The sequence below is a fragment of the Rhodococcus sp. NPDC003348 genome (assembly GCF_053589375.1).
The window spans coordinates 120,033-137,810 of the sequence record NZ_JBSFRT010000009.1; the positions used below are offsets into that span (position 1 = coordinate 120,033).

The following is a 17,778-nucleotide window of genomic DNA, read 5'->3' on the forward strand; positions in this document are numbered from 1 at the left end:
ATGAGCACCCAACCTTCCGTTGCGTTCCTGGGCCTCGGGCACATGGGCGGCCCGATGGCCGCGAACCTGGTCAAGGCCGGGTACGAGGTGACCGGCTACGACCCGGTGCCCGCCGCGCAGCAGCAGGCGTTCAAGGACGGACTGACCGTCGCGGACACCGCCGTCGCCGCCGTCGCGGACGCGGACGTGGTGATCACCATGCTGCCGAACGGCAAGCTGGTCCTCGACCTGTACGACGAGATCCTCACGGTCGCCAAGCCGGACACCCTGTTCATCGACAGTTCCACCATCGATGTCGCGGATGCCCGCGCGGCCGCGGACCGCGCGCACGCCGCGGGCCACCGTGCCATCGACGCCCCGGTCTCCGGTGGTGTCGCCGGCGCCGCCGCCGGCACGCTGGCATTCATGGTCGGCGGGTCCGAGGCCGACTTCGCCTCCGCGCAGCCGCTGCTGGACGTGATGGGGCGCAAGGTCGTGCACTGCGGCGCGTCCGGCGTGGGGCAGGCCGCGAAGATCTGCAACAACATGATCCTCGGCGTGTCGATGATCGCGATCAGCGAGGCGTTCGTGCTCGGCGAGAAGCTCGGCCTGAGCAACCAGGCCCTGTTCGATGTCGCGTCGAACGCGTCCGGTCAGTGCTGGGCGCTCAGCAGCAACTGTCCGGTGCCCGGCCCGGTCCCGACCACCCCGGCGAACAACGACTACCAGCCGGGCTTCGCGGCCGCGCTGATGGACAAGGACCTCGGTCTGGCCGCGAACGCGTTGCGCGCCAACGGCGTCGAAGCCGAGCTCGGCTTGCGTGCGGCCGAGCTGTACCACCGGTTCAACACCGAAGGTGGTGGGGGACTGGACTTCTCCGCCATCGTCACCGACATCCGCACCCGATCCGAGAAAGCCGAGTGAGCCGCCAGTGAGCGAGTACGAGACCATCCTGACCGACCGCAAGGGCCGCGTGGGAATCGTCACCCTGAACCGGCCGAAGGCCCTCAACGCTCTCAACAGCCAGTTGATGCGCGAGGTGGTTGCCGCAGTCGAGGCATTCGATGCGGACGACGAGATCGGGGCGATCCTGCTCACCGGCTCGGAGAAGGCGTTCGCGGCGGGCGCCGACATCAAGGAGATGCAGCCGAAGACCTTCGCGCAGGTGTACGCGGAGGACCTGTTCTCCCAGTGGGACCGGCTCTCCTCCGTTCGCACCCCGATCGTTGCCGCGGTCTCCGGGTATGCGCTCGGTGGCGGCTGCGAGCTGGCGATGCTGTGCGATTTCATTATCGCCTCCGACACCGCCAAGTTCGGTCAGCCGGAGATCAAGCTCGGTGTCATCCCCGGCATCGGCGGCTCACAGCGCCTGACCCGCGCCGTCGGCAAGGCCAAGGCGATGGACCTGTGCCTGACCGGCCGCAACATGGACGCCGAGGAGGCCGAACGGGCCGGACTCGTCGCCCGTGTCGTCCCGGCTGCGGACCTCCTCGACGTCGCGCTCGAGGCCGCGACCACGATCGCGTCGATGTCCCTGCCGATCGCGATCATGGCCAAGGAGGCCGTCAACCGGTCGTTCGAGACCACCCTCGCCGAGGGCGTGAAGTTCGAACGGCGCGTCTTCCATTCGACGTTCGCGACGGCCGACCAGAAGGAAGGCATGGCCGCGTTCGTGGAGAAGCGCGCCCCCAAGTTCGTGAACGGCTGACACCGTGGGCCGGGACCGACGTCCCGGCTCACCAGCCGGTCAGTGACGACCCCCACCGCGCCGGGCCCGCGGTGGCCGCGGCGAGGAGAACCGCTCCCCGCCCCGCCACCGACGTCGGGTCCGGCGCGGTCGTCACCGGCAGCCCGAGCATGGCGCCGAGCTGCTCGGGCAACCCCGGCAGGTGGGCCCCGCCGCCGAGCGGCACCACCGTCGTCGGGCTCGTCCCCGATTCGCGGATCATCCTGTGCAGCAACGACACCGACGCTTCGACATCGTCTCGAATCAGGGGGCCCAGATCGCCGGTCGTCACCACGGCGGTGGCACCGGTGTGTGCGTCCGTGACGGCGACCACCCTCTCGTGCGTGAGGCGTTCCTTGACGTCGCGGCACCGGGCGAGGTCCTGCCACACCCCGGCCGATGCCAGATGCTCCTGCAGCAGGCCGTCGACACGATCGCCGCACACCAGGTCGCTGCGGCGGGATTCCAGCACCTCCCCGGACGTACCGTCGGCGATGCATACCGACAGCCCGGAACTGCCCACGTCGTAGAGCACCGCCGTGCGGTGCTTGCGCAGCGCCCCGGTGAACCGCAGGTACCGCACCTGCGCCGCCGTCTCCGCCAGGATCTGCACGTGCTGACGCGTGGCGGCGGCGCTCAGGGCCTGGGCCACTTCGGGTTCGAGGCCGGTCCGTAGGGTCACGGCGGTCGCGGACACCAGTTCTCCACGTTCCACCGCGGTCGCGCGCAGGGTGTGGATCGCCGAGATCACCGGTTCGCCTACCGTCGCGTCCGCGCGGCGGCGGATGTCGCAGCGGGCGATCGGGTCATGGTGGGGTCGATCCGACAGTGTCAGCACCGCGCGCGCACCGTTCGCTCCCGCCGACACCCCGAGAACCAGCACCAATCCCGTACTCCTCGCCGCAGTTCAGGTCATCACGCAGATAGGGTCACCACTTGGTGGGTGTGCCCCCGGTGTCGAAGTCGCCGGCCTCCCGGCGCAGTTCCGCCAGAATGCGCACCAGGGCGTCGAGTTTGTCCGCGGACAATCCCGGATTCGCGAACACCTTGCTGTTGAGGCGCTGCGTCGCGTCGAGCACCAGATCGCGTCCGTCCTGGGTGATTTCGATGAGCGTCGCGCGACGGTCGCTCGGATGGGGCACCCGCCGCACCAGACCGGCCTTCTCCAGACGGTCGACGGCGTTGGTGACCGAGGTGGGGTGAACCTGCAGGCGCGCACTGGCCTTCGCCATCGGCAGCGCGCCGGTGCGGGTGAAGGTGAGCAGGGTCAGCAGTTCGTACCGCGAGAACGTCAGCCCGGTCGGTTTGAGGGCCTCCTCGACCCTCGCGATCATGATCTGCTGAGCGCGCATCACCGAGGTCACCGCGGCCATCCCGTCGGCGACGTCGCCCCACCCGTGGGCTTCCCACTGGCGGTGCGCCTCCTCGATCGGGTCGAGCGGCAACGGTTGTGACGGCATGGTTGCCATCATCCCACGAGGCGCCCTCGCCGCTCGTGCCCGGATTGCGTGTCCCCCTACGTGGAATCCGTGCACGACCGCGCGGCGTCCGGCCGGTAGCTTCTGCAGCTGAGGTGATGAAGTCGTGGTCGAAGCTCGAACACCCTGGGCGCAGCATGCGCTGATTCGGGCCGTGTTCTTCCTGATGGGTGCCGAACTGTTCCTCGCGTCCCCGTTGCTGCCGACGATCTCCGCGGACTTCGGTACCGCGATCGCGGCGACGGCGTGGACCGTGACGGTGTTCGGCCTGTCCTACGCCGTGGCGAGCCCGCTGGTCGGGGCATTGACCGAACACCTCCCGCGGAAGCGGGTCATCCTCGCCGGAGTGGCGGTGTTCGCGACGGGCGAGGCACTGTGCGCGTTGTCGCCCAGCCTGGGCTGGCTGCTCGCCGCCCGCGCGATCGGCGGCCTCGGCGGCGCCCTCGTCGGTCCCGCGATGTGGGCGTATCTCGCGGAGACCGCGGCGCCCCGCGAACGCGGCCGCGCGATCGCCGGTGGCTCGGCCGCGTACGCCGGAGGGCAGATCGTCGGAGTCCCACTGGCGACGTTCGCCGCAGCGAGTCTGAGTTGGCGGTTCGCGTTCGCCGCGGTGGCGCTGGGCCTGGTTGTCGCCGGGACGCTGATCGCCGTGCGGTTGCGCGAGTCGGTGCGCCCGGCGAACCACCCGGTGCGGCCGTTCTCGGCGCTGCGGTCGTCCTTCGGCCTGTGGCGGGTCGGGGTGTTCCGCACGATCATGGCCGGCAACTTCTTCGTCCAGGCCGCCAGGCTGGGCACCTACGCGTACGCGGGTGCCCTCTTCGCGTCGAGATTCGGGTTCGGTACCGGCGTCCTCGGGCTGGTCGGCATGGTGGCGGGCATCGGCTCGCTGGTCGGGTCGCTGCTCGCCGGCCCGCTGATCGACCGCTGGACCTCGGCGGGTCGGCACGTGAGCGAGCTCAGCGTCGCGTGGGGACTGCTGATGGCCGTCGGCCTCGGTGTCGCGACCACCGCCGGCACCTGGCAGTTGTGCCTGGCCGGATTCGTGCTGTCCTTCTTCGCCGGGACCGCCTTCTTCGCCACCGCGCAGGTGTACCTGACCACCGTGATGGCCGACCGGCGCGCCGCCGCGGTGTCGTGGAACAACTCGGTGCTCTACGTGGGCACCGGCGCAGGCACCACCGTGCTCGGCTTCACCGCACTGGGCGGCACGACCTTCGCCGCCTGCTCGGTCGCGTTCGCGCTGTGCGCCGCCGGCTTCAGCGCGGTACTCGCCCTGCGCCGCTGACCGAATGTGCCGTCGGTTCGGTCTGACTGACCAAATGGCACATTCGGTCAGCGGCGCGGGGTCACGCGGAGCGCAGATCCGTGAGCGCGGCGGTGCGCTGGTCGATCCACGTGCGCATGGTGTCGACGCTCGACTGCAGCGACTCGGCCGTCAGACCATCGCTGGTCGGCACCGTCTCGGCGAGACCGTCGAGCAGCTCCTGTGCGCGTCCGCTCCCGTACATCCGGTCGAACAGCTCCCAGTACGCGCTCTCGTAGAGCCCGGTGAACGCGTCCGATGCGAGGAATCGGGTCTTGAGGCTGTTGCCGCCGCGCGGCCCGCCGCGCTCGGCGTTGCCGTCCGCCCCCCGGCCGGGCATCGCGCCGCCGCCGGGCGTCTGGGCCGTGTCCGTTCCTGGCTCGCCGGTGGCCGTGGTCGCCTGGCCGCGCCCCGGTAGCTGACCTGCCCCGGCCGGCATCTGTCCGCCGGGCGTCGCGGTGGCGCCCGCCTCGGTGGTGGTTGCTCCCGCGGCTGCGCCCGGTCGGCCACCGCCGCCCATCATCGACACGCTGTCCTGGGGACCGGCCGTGGCGCTTCCGGTCATCGCCAGGTTCAGGTCCCAGGAGACCACCGAGATCAGACCTGTGTCGAGGTCGTACCAGAGGTAGTAGTTCTGGCCGGGTCCGGCCATGTCATCGCCGTTGACGAGCAGGTTCTGGGTGGCCAGGTAGCGTGCGAACGAGTCGACGTCGACCCAGTCGGCCAGGTGCGCGTCGAACTCCTCGTCGGACGCGGAGTCCAGCCACTTCAGGAAGCTGATGAGCGGCTGGAGGTTGCCGCTGTCGACCGCGTTGATCTGCTTGAACTGGTCCGAGTACGAAGACTGGTCGTCGCCCGCGTACGCGAAGGTCGAGTTGGCATCCGCCTTGTACAGGTAGCCGTCCGTGTCGAACAGGCTGTTGGCGTACCCGTCGTCGGGGTGCTCGAGCAGCAGCCGCGTGGTGGTGGCGCTGTCGTTGATCGAGTACACCGTGTATGCGAATCGCTGTGTCGGCTGGTCGGTTTCGGCAGTGAGCGACAGCGCCATCGCCTCGTTCAGGACGGGGCTGCCCGGCCGCACCGAGATCTCGGTCATGCCCTGGTAGGCGCGACCGTCCTCGTTCTCGTCGAAGCTGATCAGCAGGGGGAGTGAGGTGGGGTCGTCGGCAGAGGCGGACGACATCATGCCGCCCATACCGCCGGCGCGACCACCGGCGGCCTCGCCGGTCTGTCCGTCCTCGCCGGTCTGCCCGTCCGCTGGTGGTGTCAACCCCTGTGGCATGTCCGTGCCGTCGGGCATCTGCATGCCTTCCGGCGGTTCGAATCCCTCGGGGAGTTCCATGCCCTCCGGCGGCTGGGATCCGCCTCCGCCGGGGCGGCCTTCGGTGCCCCGCACGCCTCCCAGCGTGGAGTTGCCCTTCAACCGGACCGAGACGTCATTGACGAAGGTGCCGTCGATGGTGATGTCCGCGGTGATCCACTTCTTGTCACCGGTGGACTGGAAGGTGCTGATCATGTCCTGGTACTCGGCGTCGGTGATCTCCAGCGACACCTCGTGCGAGACCGAGTCGTCGAACAGATCCACTGTGCCGGTGATGTTGTCGGTGATCTCCGACGCGATCACCGTGGCGTCACCGGTGATGTACGGGCGGATGCGGGCGTTGCCGAACACGGTCGCCATGATCGCCACGAAGGCGACGAACACCACCAGCAACTTCCAGTGCTGACGCAGCGATGTCGGAATCCGGTGCCGGAGCTTGAGTTTCGGAGCCGGCGCCCCGGCGGTGTTCGTCGCGGGCATCAGATGTCCGTCTGGTCGTATCCGGTCAGGACGGTGACGCGTTGTCCGGCGTTGACCGCGGTCAGCGCGGAGATCAGTTCGGCCGGCTTGCGGTTCTTCTTCAACTGGGCGGTGTAGTACATCTCGTTGAGCGCCCCGGAGCGGACCGCTTCGGTGGAGACGAGTTCGAACTCCGTGCAGTACTGGATGAGGACGTCCTCGACGAGGGCGGCGTACTCCTGCTCCGGCGGCACCTGCACCTTGACGACCTGACGCTGCACGTCGAGCTTGAACCAGTTGAACTTGTTCATGATCAGCAGGACCAGGCAGACCGCGACGGTCGCGGCGATCGCCAGCAGGTAGAACCGGGTGCCGGTGGTCATTCCGATCGCCATCACCAGGAAGATGAACCCGACGTCACGAGTTTCCTTGATGGCGTTGCGGAATCGGACGACGGACAGGGCACCGACGAGCGCGAACGCGCGGGCGATGTTGGAGCCGACGACGAGCATGATCAGCGAGATGATCATGCCGACCATCACCAGGGTCTGCACGTAGGACTGGCTGTAGGAGACGTTCTTGTGGGTGTAGCGGTAGACCCAGCCGATGATCGCGGACAGCACGAACGACAGCGCCAGCGACACGATGATGTCGAAGGTGCTGAACGTTCCGCTCAGGTCCTGGAGGTTGAAATTCATGGTTGTCCTGTTTCGGTTGTCGTGAAATACGGGGAAAGAGGCGGCGGGTGACCTGCGTCAGCTCGCGGCGCGGGTCCCGGGGTCCAGCACGTCGGTGGGCACCCGGTCGTCGAAGCCCTCGGGAAGAACCAGTTCGGGCGCACCGTGCCGGGACCGCGGCGCCATCCCGAACGCCTCCACGGACTGGCAGTACTTCGACACCCGGATCACCGACATGTTCAGCCGGGCAGTGAGATCCGTGGCCCAGTACGGCACCCGCTCGTTCGCCTTGAGCTCCACGATCGCGAGCTTCGGCGGGATGATGAACCGGTTCTCGGCACCGGACGCGAAGTGAAAGTCCCGGTCCCGGCCGTGCACCTTGTGGTCGATCGTCACCCGCAACCCGAGATCGGCCTCCCGGCCGACGAACGCCTCCCGCAGATAGCCGGTGGTGACCATCGGTCGCAGATCCAGGTTCCCGATCAGGGTGGTCACCTCGTTCACGAACGGGCGCTGCGAGGGATCGCACTCGATCTCCTCGCGGCCGTTGAGCCACCGCTGAGCCACCCCGTAGGGCATGGCGGTGCGCCGCTTCTGGGTGACGCGGTTGACGCGCTGTTTGATCTCGATCTGCACCGGGGTGTCGTCGGTGCACTCGGCCGGCTGTCCGTACAGGCGCAGCCGCAGCTTGCGGCGGAACTTCAGGCCCTCGATCTTCTCCCAGTAGAACCGCAGGTCGGGGGTGTCGTAGTAGAGCGAGGTGACCGGGTACCCGCCGTGCGGCGAGTGCGGGTCGGTGTCCATCCGGGCGGCCAGTTCCCGTCGTAGTTCGGGCACCTTCAACTCGTCGACGAGGTACTTGATCTCGTACCGGTTGAACGCGTGCAGCGCACTGGCCGTCTGTGCGAAGCCCCCGGGGGTGGAAGTGGCCGGTGCGTCCTCGGCCGGTGGCGCCGATGGTCGCGCGGTGGGTGGACGGCGGAAGCGGTCGAGAAACGTCATCGTGCTGCCGGCTCCTTGCCCTGTTCGGTCGGTGAACAGAACAAGTACAAGCGGTGGACCTGCGAACAGCTTGTCCGCCAACTGACAATTTCCTGGCAATGGAAAAGTAATGGAGGTGCAAAGGATCTTCGGGGTCGTGTGGGGTGACACTTCACCCGACATTCACCCGGCGATCGGCCTGCCCCGTGTGGTCGAATGTCCTTTCGGTGGCTGCGCGGTGGTGTCGAGGCCTCGGGGGAGGAGCGGCGGTGGTGGGACAAGCGCGCACGTTGCGAAACCCGGCGGCGCACGTCCGCCGGACCCGGGTCGGCCGGCAGAACACGGATCGGATCCTGCGCATGTTCGCGCGTTTCATCAGCGTGGGCTATGTCGCCTACCTGATCGTCCTGATTCCTTCGGTCCTCGCGCTACAGCCAAGGATGGCGTCCTGGTGGACGCCGGTTGCAGTGGTCACGGTGTTCGGGTCCGGGCTGTTACCGGGGCTGCTGTCGTTCCGCCGCGACACCCGGTCCATGCGGAACGCGGCCGGGGTAGCGGCGGGGCTCTTCCTGCTGGCGGCGTTCAGTTGGCCACTGGCCTGGCAGGGGCCACAGATCCCGGCGAGCGACGGTGTCTGGCTGGCCTTCTTTCCCGGACTGGCGAGTCTCGCCGCCATCGTGGCCTGTCCGACCGCGGTTGCCTTCGCCCACCTCGTGATCGGATGCGTGTGCGTGCAACTGATCAACCAGGTCGCCCGGGCGGGTGCTCCCGCGGAAATGCTGCTGCCCGAGATCACCTTCGCGATCATGTTCTGCACGCTGTTCGTGGGTGGCGCGGCGATGGCACTGCGCACCGGCCGGGTGCTGGACGCCACCACCGACGAGACACATGCGGCCGCCGCGGCGGCCGCGGCCCAGCGCGCACGCGCCGTCGAGCGGGAGCGATTCGACGCGCTCATTCACGACAGCGTCATCGCGACGCTGCTGTCCGCGGCTCGGGGACAACGGCCGGCCGTGGTGAACAGGCTCGCCACGGCAACGTTGCAGGATCTGGATTCCCTGCGAAGCGAATTCGAGGCGGACCGTCCGTTCACCGTCGACGAGGCCGTCTCCCGGCTGCGCGCGGCCGCCGCGGACGCCGACGACGGCGCGGTGTTCACGGTGGCCCGGGGTCGCGCCGGGACGACCGTCGTTGCCGGGGAGGCTCTCGCGAGGTTCGCGGCGGCCCCGGACGATGGCGCCGCGGGATTCGCCGATGTCACGGTCCGGGAGCTCGACGCCGTGCCCGCGGATGCGGTGCGGGCGATGGGTGCCGCGCTGGGCGAGGCGCTGCGCAACAGTCGCCTGCACGCGGCCGACTCCACCCGATCGGTGGCGGTGACGGTGACCGCGCACGGAGTGAAGGCGCTCGTCGCCGATGACGGGGCCGGATTCGATCGCACTGCTGTCGCCCCGCATCGACTCGGTGTCACCGTCAGCATCCTGGCGCGCATGCGGCAGACGCCCGGTGGCGCTGCGCGAATCGAGTCCCGGCCCGGCGCGGGGACTCGGGTGTATCTGTCCTGGGAGGCCGAATGACGAGCGGGTACAGCAGCGACGGTGTCGATCGGGACGTGCGGGCGCTGCTCGGTCTGCGCAGTACCGCTGCGACGGTGCTCGTCGCGGCGTACGTGCTGACCTTCCTTCTGCTCGCGCTGTCGACCAGCCCCGGCCGTGACGCGCTGTGGGCGGAACTGGTCGCGTGGCTGCTCGTCAGCGCGGGTGCCGTCGCTTTCGTCCGGACGCCGGGCGACCCGCTGCCGTGGGGTATCACGGTGGTCCTGGCCTCGGTGGGCCCGGTGGCGACCGCCCTCGTGCTCTCGGTGGTGCCGGTGCCGATCGACAAGGCGCTCCAGGTGTGGCCGCTTCCCGCATCGACGGCGATCTGCGCCTACATGTGCCTGCGCGGTCGGACGCCGGCGGCCTGGATCGGCACGGTCTCGTGTCTGGTGTGTTGTGTGGTGTGGGCGGCCCGCACCGGGCAGGGCGCCGGATACGGGCTGGGAATGTCCGCCGTCAACCTTGCGCCGCTGCTGATGGCGACGTTCATCGGGTGGACCATTCGCCCCGCCGCGCGCGACATCTTCGACCTGCGGGACCAGACGACGATCCGGGTTGCTGCCCAGGCGGCGGACACCGCGGTCCTCGAGGAACGCGACCACCAGCTGAGGCGGCTGGACACTCTCGCGCGTCCACTGCTCGAGGAGTTGAGCGTCGCGACGACGATCAGCGACGGCGATCGGCTGGCCTGCAGCCTCCTCGAGGCACATCTGCGTGACGCGATCCGTGCGCCCGCGCTCGGTGACCCGGCGATCGTCACGGCCGCGCGGTCCGCGCGCGGCCGTGGCGTGGACGTCGTCCTGCTCGACGACGGCGGCATGACGACCGTGTCCTACGGGGTCCGCGACCGTATCCACGGCGCGGTCGTCGCCGCGCTCGACGCCGCGGTCGGCGGGGTCCTCACCATCCGGGTGCTGCCGCCCGGCCGTGGCTCGCTGCTCACCATCCTGCACAGCGACGGTGACGACGTCACCCGGCAGCAGTTCGGGACCGACGGGTGCCTCCTCGGCGCGGCCCGCACCGAGTTCGAATCACGCTGAGTGCAACCCTGTCCGCAGTGGCGCGGGGACGGCATCGTGAACTTCGATGCGGGTGTGGCTGAGTGGCTAGGCACCGGCCTGCAAAGCCGTTTACACGGGTTCGAATCCCGTCATCCGCTCGACGACGAGCCCGGCAGGTGAATCACCTGCCGGGCTCGCATCGTTCTCGGGCTCCGCCGATCTCAGCCGACGCTCGGGGGCTGGTCGACGAGCTGCGCGAGGTAGAGCTGCTCGCCGAGCTTGTCGATCAGTTCGAGCTGCGTTTCGAGGTAGTCGACGTGGTCTTCTTCCTCGGCGAGGATCTTCTCGAAGATGCCGGCGGTGGTGTGGTCGCCCTTGCTGCGGCACATCGTGATGCCGGGCCGAAGGCGCTCGACCACCTCGACCTCGACGGCCAGGTCCGACGTGAACTGCTCCCGGATGGTCTGGCCGATGCGCAGCGGCAGGATCCGCTGGTAGTTCGGCAGCGCCTCGAGCATGAGGATGCGGTCGGTGAGCAGCTCCGCGTGCTGCATCTCCTCGAAGGACTCCTGGCGGGTCTTCTCCGCGATCTTCGTCAGGCCCCAGTTGGCCTGCATCTTCGAGTGGAGAAAGTACTGGTTGATCGCTGTGAGTTCGCTGGTCAACTGCTCGTTCAGAAGAGCAATGACCTCATCGTCGCCGCGCATGAACAACCTCCGATGGGGGTGGGCTGAACCGTGAGCTCAGACTAACCCTCACCGGGTGAATTCACACGGTGTACTTTTCGGCGATTCGTCAGGCGCTGATCGGCTCTTCCTCGCATTCGACGACGGCGTAGTGCTGTTCGATCATCGACTTGATCCGGTCGCGGCACATGCCGCAGCCGCGTCCGCGCCCGGCGCCGCAACCCATCGCGACGTGCTTGGCGGTCCGAGCCCCCGCGGAGATGCACTGATGCACCGTGTCCTCGGTGGTGGCCTCGCAAACGCAGACGTACATGTCGTTGACCCTCCAGCCAGCTTCCTCAGGCGAGGCTACACTAAGAGCCCGTCTTTGAAAAGGGTAGGCTAACCCAAGTTTTTGATCTTGATCGGCGTCGAGGTTCCGTGCGATCGTGGATCCATCGGTACGAACTCGACGCCGGGCACTTGCGGGGCCCACGGACTCGGGGAGCAGGTGGCCGCATGGGAAGAATTGGTTCCTTTCGTCGTGATCGGCTCGTCTTCGACGTCCGGGACGAGGGGTCGGTCGACGGCGTCCCGGTCGTGCTGCTGCACGGGTTCCCGCAGGACTCCCGATCCTGGTCGGCGGTGGCGGAACTGCTGCACGCCCGCGGGTTTCGCACCCTCGCCCCCGACCTGCGGGGTGCCTCGCCCGGTGCGCGACCGCGGTCACGGTGGGCCTACCGTCCGTCGGAGTTGACCGCGGACGTCATCGCGTTGATCGAGCAGTCCGGGCTCGGGCCGGTGCACCTGGTCGGTCACGACTGGGGTGCCGCCGCGGCGTGGTGGGTCGCCGGACGCCGGCCCGACCTGGTGCGGACCCTGACCGCCCTGTCGGTGGCGCACCCGAGCGCCTTCGTGCGCTCGCTGGTGACCAGTCGCCAGATCCTGTTGTCCTGGTACATGTTTGCCTTCCAACTCCCGGTGTTGCCGGAACGGTTGTTCGCCGAGGGGACACGGGTGCGCCGGCTCTTCCTCGGCAGCGGCATGACCCGGGAGGTCGCCGACCGCGATCTCGCGCCGATGCGGGAGCGCTCGCGTGCCCGAGGCGGCTTGGGGTGGTACCGCGCGATGTTGCTCGCGGCGCCGTGGCGGCCGCCCGAGCGGATCACCGTGCCGACGCTCTACGTCTGGAGCGACCGCGACACCGCGCTCGGCCGCACGGCCGCGGAGCTGACGGCGCGGTACGTGGACGGTCCCTACCGGTTCGAGGTGTTCGAGGGCGTCAGCCACTGGATCCCGGACGAGGTGCCGGAGCGGCTCGTCGATCTGCTCGCAGAGCATCTGGGTGAGCCGGAGCGCCGCTCAGACGCGGCGGGTCCACGCACCGAGTAGCGACTCGCTCAGTTCGTACTTCATGGCCCGGATGCGGCCGTCGGCAGTTCCGCGGGGATCGAGGCACTCGCGCAACAGCTGCCGGAACCGAGCGGGGGTGACCCCGAATGTCTCGAGCAGTTCGGCTGCGCTCGCGCCGCCGAACGGTGCCCATCTGATGGCGAACCCGACCACCCACACTGCGTGGGGGCTCAGGGCGTGGGATCGGTCGAGGAAGTCGCACTGGCGCAGCCACACTCGAATCCGCTCGCGGTTGCACGGGCCGCCGGCTTCGATCGGGCGCCCGGTCGCGTCGGGGCGTCGGGTGTGCATCAGAGCGCACTGACGGCGAACAGAGGGAAACGGTCGCCGTGCGGGGTCGGCCGGAACTCGACGCGCACCGACCGGGTGGGCTGCTCCGGGATCCGGCCCTCGATCCACGTGTAGACCCGCGGGCCGTCGTCCAGTTCGACGATCGCGGTCACGGCGGGCCCGGGATCCGGGTTGGCGCGAGGTGAGGTCTTCCACGACAGGATCGTTCCCGTTCCGGACGACGGCACGGCGGCGAGGTCGTTGCCGTGGCAGGCGGAGCAGGTGGCGGCCATCGGAGAGCAGAGCGTGGCGCAGTTCGCGCACCGGGTGATGAGCAGTGCACCCGTGTGCGCTGCGGTGGGCATCGGGGACGTGTGTTCGTGTTCGTTCTCGTGCATCGGAGCCTCGGCGGTCGGAGTGTGGTGAGGTGAGTCACACTCTCGCCTGGGGCGCGTCTCGCGACGACCGCAGAACTACCTGGATTACTACCTGCTTTTCCGGTGCGAGCAGGCCTCGGCGTGGGTGAACGGGGCGGGGAGCGGATCCTGGGTGCTCTGCGGACCTGCTCCCCGCCCCAGTGTGCCGGGCGGGGTGGCCGCCCGGCCGTGTCCGGTCTCAACCTGCGGTGCGTTCCGGCTCGGCGTGCGAGCCTTCGATCGGTAGGCCGGCGGACTCCCAGTCCGCGATGCCCTCCCGGTACTTGCGCACGTTCGTGTATCCGAGGGCGCGAAGCCGGTTGGCCACCAATTCGCTGTTCCGGCAGGTGATGCTCGCGCAGTAGGTCACGATCGCGGTGTCCCGGTCGGGGAGGAGGCTCGGGGCACGTGACGCCACGTCGGCCTCGACGAGATTCACCGCCCCGGGGATGTGGCTCCTGTCGAAGTAGTCGGCGGGAAGGGTGTCGAGGAGGGTCACGGAGCCGGATCGGAGGGCCGCGGCCAGGTCGTCGCGGCTGATGAGCTCGGTCATTGTTGTCGCCCTTTCGTCGGATTCACAAACCAATGTGCGTGCGTACGCACATTTAATAGCAATGTGCGTACGCACGCAACTGGACGGATGAAGGTGGTTAGACTGCCCCGGTGGCAGCGACGCGGGACACGGATGGTCGGCACCTGGCGACGAGCGCATGGGGCGCGCTCCTTCAGGTCCACGCCCGGCTGGTGCCCGAACTCGACACCGACCTGCGGCGCGCGACGGGGCTTCCTCTGGCGTGGTACGACGTGCTGCTCGAGCTGGTGGGAGCCGACGGCACTCCGCTGCGGATGAGTGACCTCGGCGAGCGGGTGGTGCTCAGTCGTACCCGGGTCAGTCGCCTGGTCGCCGAGATGGAGACCTTCGGGCTGGTGCAGCGCGATGCCAATCCCGACGACCGACGTTCGGCGTTCGTGACGATCACCGATGCCGGCAGGCGCCGCTATCGCGAGGCGGCCCCGGTCTATCTGAGCGGGATCGGGGAGCGGTTCGCCGACAAGCTGACCGACTCGGAACTGCGGGCGGTCGCGGCGGCGCTGCAGAAGGTGCTCGAGCCGACGTCCGCGACCGACAATCCGACCGGCTGACCGGTCGGCCCGGCTGTCGGCAGCGGGCGGCCGCGGCGATCGTGGATGCCGCGGCCGCCCCGGGGATCACCGGCCGAAGCGCTCCTCGACCTCCTCGGCCGTGAGGCCGTACTGCTCGAGGGTGTAGCGGTGTGCGGGCTTGCGGTCGCCGGAACGAGACTCGGCGTGCATGTCCTCCATCGCCTGCTGCGCCGCCGAACTCACCGGGATGCCGAACCGGGAGTAGATGCCCTCGACGGTGCCGAGCGGGTCCGCCACGAAGTCCGCGTAGTCGACGTCGACGAACTGGGCGGGGTCGTACTGCGCGCGTGCGGCGGTGAACGTCTCGAGGCCGCGGGCCCAGAGCTCGAGTTGCCCGCGACCGATCACCTCACCCCGGAAGGCGTTGGACCAGCCCTCGGTGGCCTGTTCGGCGAGGCTGCACACCGATGGGATGATGGTGCTCGGCGGGCGGTGGGTCTGGATGACGAGGGCATCCGGATACACGGACATCAGCTCGTCGAGCGCGAACAGGTGGCTCGGGTTCTTGAGCACCCAGCGCCGGTCCTGGTCCGGCAGGCCGATCAGCTGCAGATTCTTCTTGTGGCGCGCATAGGCATTCGTCCAGTCCTGACCCTCGAGCCACTTCGAGTACGTCGGCAGGTTCGCCAGGCACTCGTAGGAGATCGACTTGAACGTCTGCCGGAGCAGCTGCCAGCACTCCTCGACCTCGGCCGCGGACATGTAGTGCACGCCCATGAACTCGGGGTGCTCGACGTGGTGCTTGCTGAACTGGGACTCGATGCCCTGGAAGACCGGGTTCGACGCCCACGTCTCGCGCGGTGGCCGCGGCTGCGGCATCTCGGTCAACCACATCTCCAGGCCCTGGTGTGCCGGGTCGACGGTGAGCAGTCGGTGCAGCGCGGTGGTGCCGGTGCGGGGCAGGCCGGTCACGAAGATCGGTCGCTCGATCTTCACGTCCGCGTGCGCGGGGTGCTGCTGCCACGCCGCCTCGGACAGCAGCCGCGCGACCAGTGCGCCGCGCAGGAACACGCGGGACATCTTGCTGCCCAGGGGCGTCAGGTCCTCGTCGCGGGCGTACGAGTCCAGCAGGACACCGAGGGCCTCGGTGTAGTCGTCGACGCCGAAATCGGTCAGGCCGGTCATCTTGGTTGCCGAAGCGTGCAGGTCTTCGACGGTGCCGACGGTGGTGCGTTCAGTCATCGGGGGTGGTCCTTTTGTCGTCGGGTCGTTCCGCGGGCTCCACTCCTGGCCTAGTGGTGGAACTCGCCGCAATTGACGTCGAGGCACTGCCCGGTGACGCCGCTGGCCATCGGTGAGGCCAGGAAGATCACCGCGTCGGAGACCTCCTCGGTCGTCGGCAGTCGCTTGAGATCGGTGCCTGCGGCGGTGTGGTCGTAGATCTGCTCGACGGTGGTGCCGTACTTGTTCGCCTGGTGCGCGAAGTACTGCTGCAACGTCTCGCCCCAGATGTAGCCGGGCGCGACGGAGTTGATCCGGATCCCCTTGGGGCCCAGTTCGGTTGCCAGGGACTGCGACACGGACAGCAGTGCCGACTTGGCCATCTTGTAGCTGCCGTAGCGCTCCTGGGAGTGTCGCAGCACCATCGAGTTCACGTTCACGACCGCGCCCTTGGACGCTTCCAGGGCAGGTGTGAAGAGCTGGGTCATCCGGAGCGCGCCGAACACCGTCAGTTCGACGGCGTCGCGCATGTGCTGGAAGTCCGTGCGTTCCAACGGCTTCATCGACGGCACCGAGAATGCGTTGTTGACCAGTACGTCGACGCGGCCGTACGCGTCGTCGGTGGCGGCGACCAGGTTCTCCACCGAGGCCTGGTCGGTGATGTCGGTGGACACCGTCACCGCCCGGCGGCCGAGGTCGGCGACCTCCTTCGCGACCTCGTCGAGGCGCGACTGGGTGCGTGCGGCCAGCACCAGGTCCGCGCCGGCCTGCGCGCACCGAAGCGCGAGCGTCCGGCCGAGGGCGGGGCCGACCCCGGAGATGACGACGATCTTGTCCTGCAACAGGTTTGTCACGATGGTCCTCGCTGTGTTGTCTTAGCCGAGCATCCGGTTGGCGACGGCGGCCTGGCGCGCCGCGATGCGGGCTGCCCAGTCCTCCGGCGTGATCTTGTTCTGTTCGTGGTAGGGCAGTTTCGCGGCAATCTCGTCGATGCCGACGACCTCGACGGTGGGGCCGTCGGCCGGGGTGAAATCGCGGGACGTGCGCTGCCAGCGGAACTGCAGGATGCCGCGCGGATGGCCGACGGTCTCGATCCAGTTGGTGACACCCGGATTGCGCTCCGAGATCACCATGCGGATCATGCCGTCCGGGTCCACCTGCGCCTGGGTGTTGTTCAGCGACGTCTGGTGGCCGGTGTAGTCCAGGGAGATGTACCACATGCTGCCGAGCTGGAAACCCTGGTACGGCGCATCGGATTTCGGGACCGTGATGATCATCGCCTGGTCCTCGGCGAGGTCGTAGTGGCCGACCGACGAGAACTGGGTGGCGAGCCCGCCCGGCGTGAGCCGGGGCTCGGTCATCGTGTTCACCGGCAGCTTCAGGTAGAACCACTCCGGGAACTGCAGCCACGTCTTGACCCGGCTGACCAGGGCCTTGCCCGCGCGGGCGAAGCGCTTGGCGGTCTCCTCCGGGGTCAAGGCGTCGTAGGGGACACCCATCCGGTCCGCCCGTTCGATGCGGACGGTGCCGCGGCGCTGCGACCAGTCGCTGTAGACCTCGCGGACCACCAGCTGCGATGCGCCCGGCGCGAGCGTGAAGTAGTTGCGGCGCCCGGCCGGGTCCTCGGGTCCGAAGCGGACCTCGAAGTTGCCGTCGGCGTCGATGTCGATGGCGCGGTCGTCGAAGGCGGCGTCGCTGCCGGGGACGTTGGAGTCGGTGTAGTTGCCGCTGAGCACCTGGAAGCTCAGATCGCAGGTGGTGCCGCGGGTTCCGGTGACAACGTACTCGGCGTCGTCGTTGATCCGGGCGCCGAAGTACAGGGTGTCCGGGTTGTCCAGGCCCATCTTGGTGTAGGGCCCGGTGCCTGCGATGAAGGTCGGATGCGTCTTCTCGGTGGCCCACGCGGCGTGGACGCAGGCGAGAATGCCGCCGGCCAGGTACTGGTAGCCCTCCAGCAGGTCCTGTTCGGACCGGATGTGGGGTGCGGCCGCGACCAGTTGCTCGGCCTCGGCGATCGCTTCTCGCAGCGGTGCCGTCAGCGGTGATGCGACCGTCTCGGCCGGTGGATCTGTCTGCACTCCCGCTCCTCGTGTTCAGGTGGTACAAATATGTACCCAAGTGGTAGAGAATTTTGTGCCCTGACGATAGAACGTATTTCAAGGAGTG

At 68.6% G+C, this 17,778-nt stretch carries 20 protein-coding genes and 1 tRNA gene; 8 read left to right on the forward strand and 13 right to left on the reverse strand.

Features of this window, described 5'->3' with window-relative positions; translation table 11 throughout:
- Window positions 1–903: a 3-hydroxyisobutyrate dehydrogenase gene (mmsB, locus tag ACWDU4_RS08790; protein WP_450113490.1), complete on the forward strand. Its 903-nt coding sequence runs from the start codon at window positions 1–3 to the stop codon at window positions 901–903.
- Window positions 904–910: 7 nt separating this feature from the next.
- The gene (locus ACWDU4_RS08795) at window positions 911–1,687 is read left to right on the forward strand and encodes an enoyl-CoA hydratase (protein ID WP_450113491.1); all 777 of its coding nucleotides are present in this window, start codon (window positions 911–913) and stop codon (window positions 1,685–1,687) included.
- Window positions 1,688–1,715: 28 nt separating this feature from the next.
- Here the strand turns inward: ACWDU4_RS08795 and ACWDU4_RS08800 are convergent, their stop codons facing one another.
- Both ACWDU4_RS08800 and ACWDU4_RS08805 read right to left on the reverse strand, forming a co-directional pair.
- Entirely contained in the window at window positions 1,716–2,588 is an 873-nt protein-coding gene (locus tag ACWDU4_RS08800; protein ID WP_450113492.1) for a hypothetical protein, read from the reverse strand.
- A 46-nt stretch (window positions 2,589–2,634) separates the two neighbouring features.
- Window positions 2,635–3,165, reverse strand: coding sequence for a MarR family winged helix-turn-helix transcriptional regulator (locus tag ACWDU4_RS08805; protein ID WP_450113493.1), 531 nt, complete (start codon window positions 3,163–3,165; stop codon window positions 2,635–2,637).
- A 124-nt stretch (window positions 3,166–3,289) separates the two neighbouring features.
- Here ACWDU4_RS08805 and ACWDU4_RS08810 point away from each other — a divergent pair, with 124 nt between their 5' ends.
- Window positions 3,290–4,468 carry an MFS transporter gene (locus ACWDU4_RS08810; RefSeq protein WP_450113494.1) on the forward strand — a complete coding sequence of 393 codons (1,179 nt, stop codon included), beginning with the start codon at window positions 3,290–3,292 and terminating at the stop codon, window positions 4,466–4,468.
- A gap of 61 nt (window positions 4,469–4,529) precedes the next feature.
- Here the strand turns inward: ACWDU4_RS08810 and ACWDU4_RS08815 are convergent, their stop codons facing one another.
- The 3 genes from ACWDU4_RS08815 to ACWDU4_RS08825 are packed head-to-tail and all read right to left on the reverse strand — an operon-like array spanning window position 4,530 to window position 7,945.
- Complete coding sequence (locus ACWDU4_RS08815) at window positions 4,530–6,287, reverse strand: CotH kinase family protein (protein WP_450113495.1); 1,758 nt, start codon at window positions 6,285–6,287, stop codon at window positions 4,530–4,532.
- A complete protein-coding gene (locus ACWDU4_RS08820; RefSeq protein WP_450113496.1) occupies window positions 6,287–6,964 on the reverse strand; it encodes a DUF4956 domain-containing protein in 678 nt (225 codons plus the stop codon). Before ACWDU4_RS08820 ends, ACWDU4_RS08815 begins: the two co-directional genes overlap by 1 nt.
- A gap of 57 nt (window positions 6,965–7,021) precedes the next feature.
- A complete protein-coding gene (locus tag ACWDU4_RS08825) occupies window positions 7,022–7,945 on the reverse strand; it encodes a VTC domain-containing protein (RefSeq protein ID WP_450113497.1) in 924 nt (307 codons plus the stop codon).
- Between the two features lie 248 nt (window positions 7,946–8,193).
- Between ACWDU4_RS08825 and ACWDU4_RS08830 the strand changes: the two genes are divergently transcribed.
- The 3 genes from ACWDU4_RS08830 to ACWDU4_RS08840 all read left to right on the forward strand — a co-directional run bounded on the left by ACWDU4_RS08830 (window position 8,194) and on the right by ACWDU4_RS08840 (window position 10,681).
- The gene (locus tag ACWDU4_RS08830; RefSeq protein ID WP_450113498.1) at window positions 8,194–9,501 is read left to right on the forward strand and encodes an ATP-binding protein; all 1,308 of its coding nucleotides are present in this window, start codon (window positions 8,194–8,196) and stop codon (window positions 9,499–9,501) included.
- Window positions 9,498–10,562, forward strand: a complete 1,065-nt coding sequence (locus ACWDU4_RS08835; RefSeq protein WP_450113499.1) for a hypothetical protein — start codon at window positions 9,498–9,500, stop codon at window positions 10,560–10,562. Before ACWDU4_RS08830 ends, ACWDU4_RS08835 begins: the two co-directional genes overlap by 4 nt.
- 48 nt (window positions 10,563–10,610) lie before the next feature.
- Window positions 10,611–10,681, forward strand: a tRNA-Cys gene (locus tag ACWDU4_RS08840).
- A 63-nt stretch (window positions 10,682–10,744) separates the two neighbouring features.
- Here ACWDU4_RS08840 and bfr read toward each other — a convergent pair.
- On the reverse strand, window positions 10,745–11,230 hold the full coding sequence (bfr, locus tag ACWDU4_RS08845; protein ID WP_450113500.1) for a bacterioferritin: 486 nt from the start codon (window positions 11,228–11,230) through the stop codon (window positions 10,745–10,747).
- Window positions 11,231–11,318: 88 nt separating this feature from the next.
- Entirely contained in the window at window positions 11,319–11,522 is a 204-nt protein-coding gene (locus ACWDU4_RS08850) for a (2Fe-2S)-binding protein (protein WP_450113501.1), read from the reverse strand.
- 185 nt (window positions 11,523–11,707) lie between these two features.
- Between ACWDU4_RS08850 and ACWDU4_RS08855 the strand changes: the two genes are divergently transcribed.
- The gene (locus ACWDU4_RS08855; protein WP_450113502.1) at window positions 11,708–12,580 is read left to right on the forward strand and encodes an alpha/beta fold hydrolase; all 873 of its coding nucleotides are present in this window, start codon (window positions 11,708–11,710) and stop codon (window positions 12,578–12,580) included.
- Here the strand turns inward: ACWDU4_RS08855 and ACWDU4_RS08860 are convergent.
- The 3 genes from ACWDU4_RS08860 to ACWDU4_RS08870 form a co-directional block, all read right to left on the reverse strand.
- Window positions 12,551–12,892, reverse strand: a complete 342-nt coding sequence (locus ACWDU4_RS08860; RefSeq protein WP_450113503.1) for a hypothetical protein — start codon at window positions 12,890–12,892, stop codon at window positions 12,551–12,553. The two genes, ACWDU4_RS08855 and ACWDU4_RS08860, sit on opposite strands and share 30 nt — an antisense overlap.
- Window positions 12,892–13,236, reverse strand: a complete 345-nt coding sequence (locus ACWDU4_RS08865) for a Zn-ribbon domain-containing OB-fold protein (protein WP_450113504.1) — start codon at window positions 13,234–13,236, stop codon at window positions 12,892–12,894. Before ACWDU4_RS08865 ends, ACWDU4_RS08860 begins: the two co-directional genes overlap by 1 nt.
- Before the next feature lie 250 nt (window positions 13,237–13,486).
- The gene (locus ACWDU4_RS08870) at window positions 13,487–13,840 is read right to left on the reverse strand and encodes a rhodanese-like domain-containing protein (RefSeq protein WP_450113505.1); all 354 of its coding nucleotides are present in this window, start codon (window positions 13,838–13,840) and stop codon (window positions 13,487–13,489) included.
- Between the two features lie 110 nt (window positions 13,841–13,950).
- Here ACWDU4_RS08870 and ACWDU4_RS08875 point away from each other — a divergent pair, with 110 nt between their 5' ends.
- Entirely contained in the window at window positions 13,951–14,430 is a 480-nt protein-coding gene (locus ACWDU4_RS08875) for a MarR family winged helix-turn-helix transcriptional regulator (protein ID WP_450113506.1), read from the forward strand.
- A gap of 66 nt (window positions 14,431–14,496) precedes the next feature.
- On the opposite strand, the gene ACWDU4_RS08880 is transcribed toward ACWDU4_RS08875, so the two are convergent.
- From ACWDU4_RS08880 to ACWDU4_RS08890, 3 genes are read right to left on the reverse strand one after another with little or no spacing between them, the layout of a single operon-like run.
- The gene (locus tag ACWDU4_RS08880) at window positions 14,497–15,633 is read right to left on the reverse strand and encodes a sulfotransferase family protein (RefSeq protein WP_450113507.1); all 1,137 of its coding nucleotides are present in this window, start codon (window positions 15,631–15,633) and stop codon (window positions 14,497–14,499) included.
- A 50-nt stretch (window positions 15,634–15,683) separates the two neighbouring features.
- Window positions 15,684–16,466: an SDR family oxidoreductase gene (locus ACWDU4_RS08885; protein WP_450113508.1), complete on the reverse strand. Its 783-nt coding sequence runs from the start codon at window positions 16,464–16,466 to the stop codon at window positions 15,684–15,686.
- Between the two features lie 21 nt (window positions 16,467–16,487).
- Window positions 16,488–17,651 (reverse strand): hypothetical protein, encoded by a 1,164-nt coding sequence (locus ACWDU4_RS08890; protein ID WP_450113551.1) that lies wholly within the window; start codon window positions 17,649–17,651, stop codon window positions 16,488–16,490.
- Window positions 17,652–17,778 lie beyond the last annotated feature (127 nt).

Excerpts from the sequence above, each read along its gene's own strand:
- ACWDU4_RS08820 (WP_450113496.1), bottom strand. The coding sequence starts at position 6,964 with ATGAATTTCAACCTCCAGGACCTGAGCGGAACGTTCAGCACCTTCGAC.
- ACWDU4_RS08880 (WP_450113507.1), bottom strand. The coding sequence starts at position 15,633 with ATGACTGAACGCACCACCGTCGGCACCGTCGAAGACCTGCACGCTTCG.
- ACWDU4_RS08850 (WP_450113501.1), bottom strand. The coding sequence starts at position 11,522 with ATGTACGTCTGCGTTTGCGAGGCCACCACCGAGGACACGGTGCATCAG.
- ACWDU4_RS08805 (WP_450113493.1), bottom strand. The coding sequence starts at position 3,165 with ATGCCGTCACAACCGTTGCCGCTCGACCCGATCGAGGAGGCGCACCGC.
- ACWDU4_RS08855 (WP_450113502.1), top strand. The coding sequence starts at position 11,708 with ATGGGAAGAATTGGTTCCTTTCGTCGTGATCGGCTCGTCTTCGACGTC.
- ACWDU4_RS08865 (WP_450113504.1), bottom strand. The coding sequence starts at position 13,236 with ATGCCCACCGCAGCGCACACGGGTGCACTGCTCATCACCCGGTGCGCG.
- ACWDU4_RS08870 (WP_450113505.1), bottom strand. The coding sequence starts at position 13,840 with ATGACCGAGCTCATCAGCCGCGACGACCTGGCCGCGGCCCTCCGATCC.
- ACWDU4_RS08835 (WP_450113499.1), top strand. The coding sequence starts at position 9,498 with ATGACGAGCGGGTACAGCAGCGACGGTGTCGATCGGGACGTGCGGGCG.
- ACWDU4_RS08815 (WP_450113495.1), bottom strand. The coding sequence starts at position 6,287 with ATGCCCGCGACGAACACCGCCGGGGCGCCGGCTCCGAAACTCAAGCTC.
- mmsB (WP_450113490.1), top strand. The coding sequence starts at position 1 with ATGAGCACCCAACCTTCCGTTGCGTTCCTGGGCCTCGGGCACATGGGC.
- bfr (WP_450113500.1), bottom strand. The coding sequence starts at position 11,230 with ATGCGCGGCGACGATGAGGTCATTGCTCTTCTGAACGAGCAGTTGACC.
- ACWDU4_RS08860 (WP_450113503.1), bottom strand. The coding sequence starts at position 12,892 with ATGCACACCCGACGCCCCGACGCGACCGGGCGCCCGATCGAAGCCGGC.
- ACWDU4_RS08825 (WP_450113497.1), bottom strand. The coding sequence starts at position 7,945 with ATGACGTTTCTCGACCGCTTCCGCCGTCCACCCACCGCGCGACCATCG.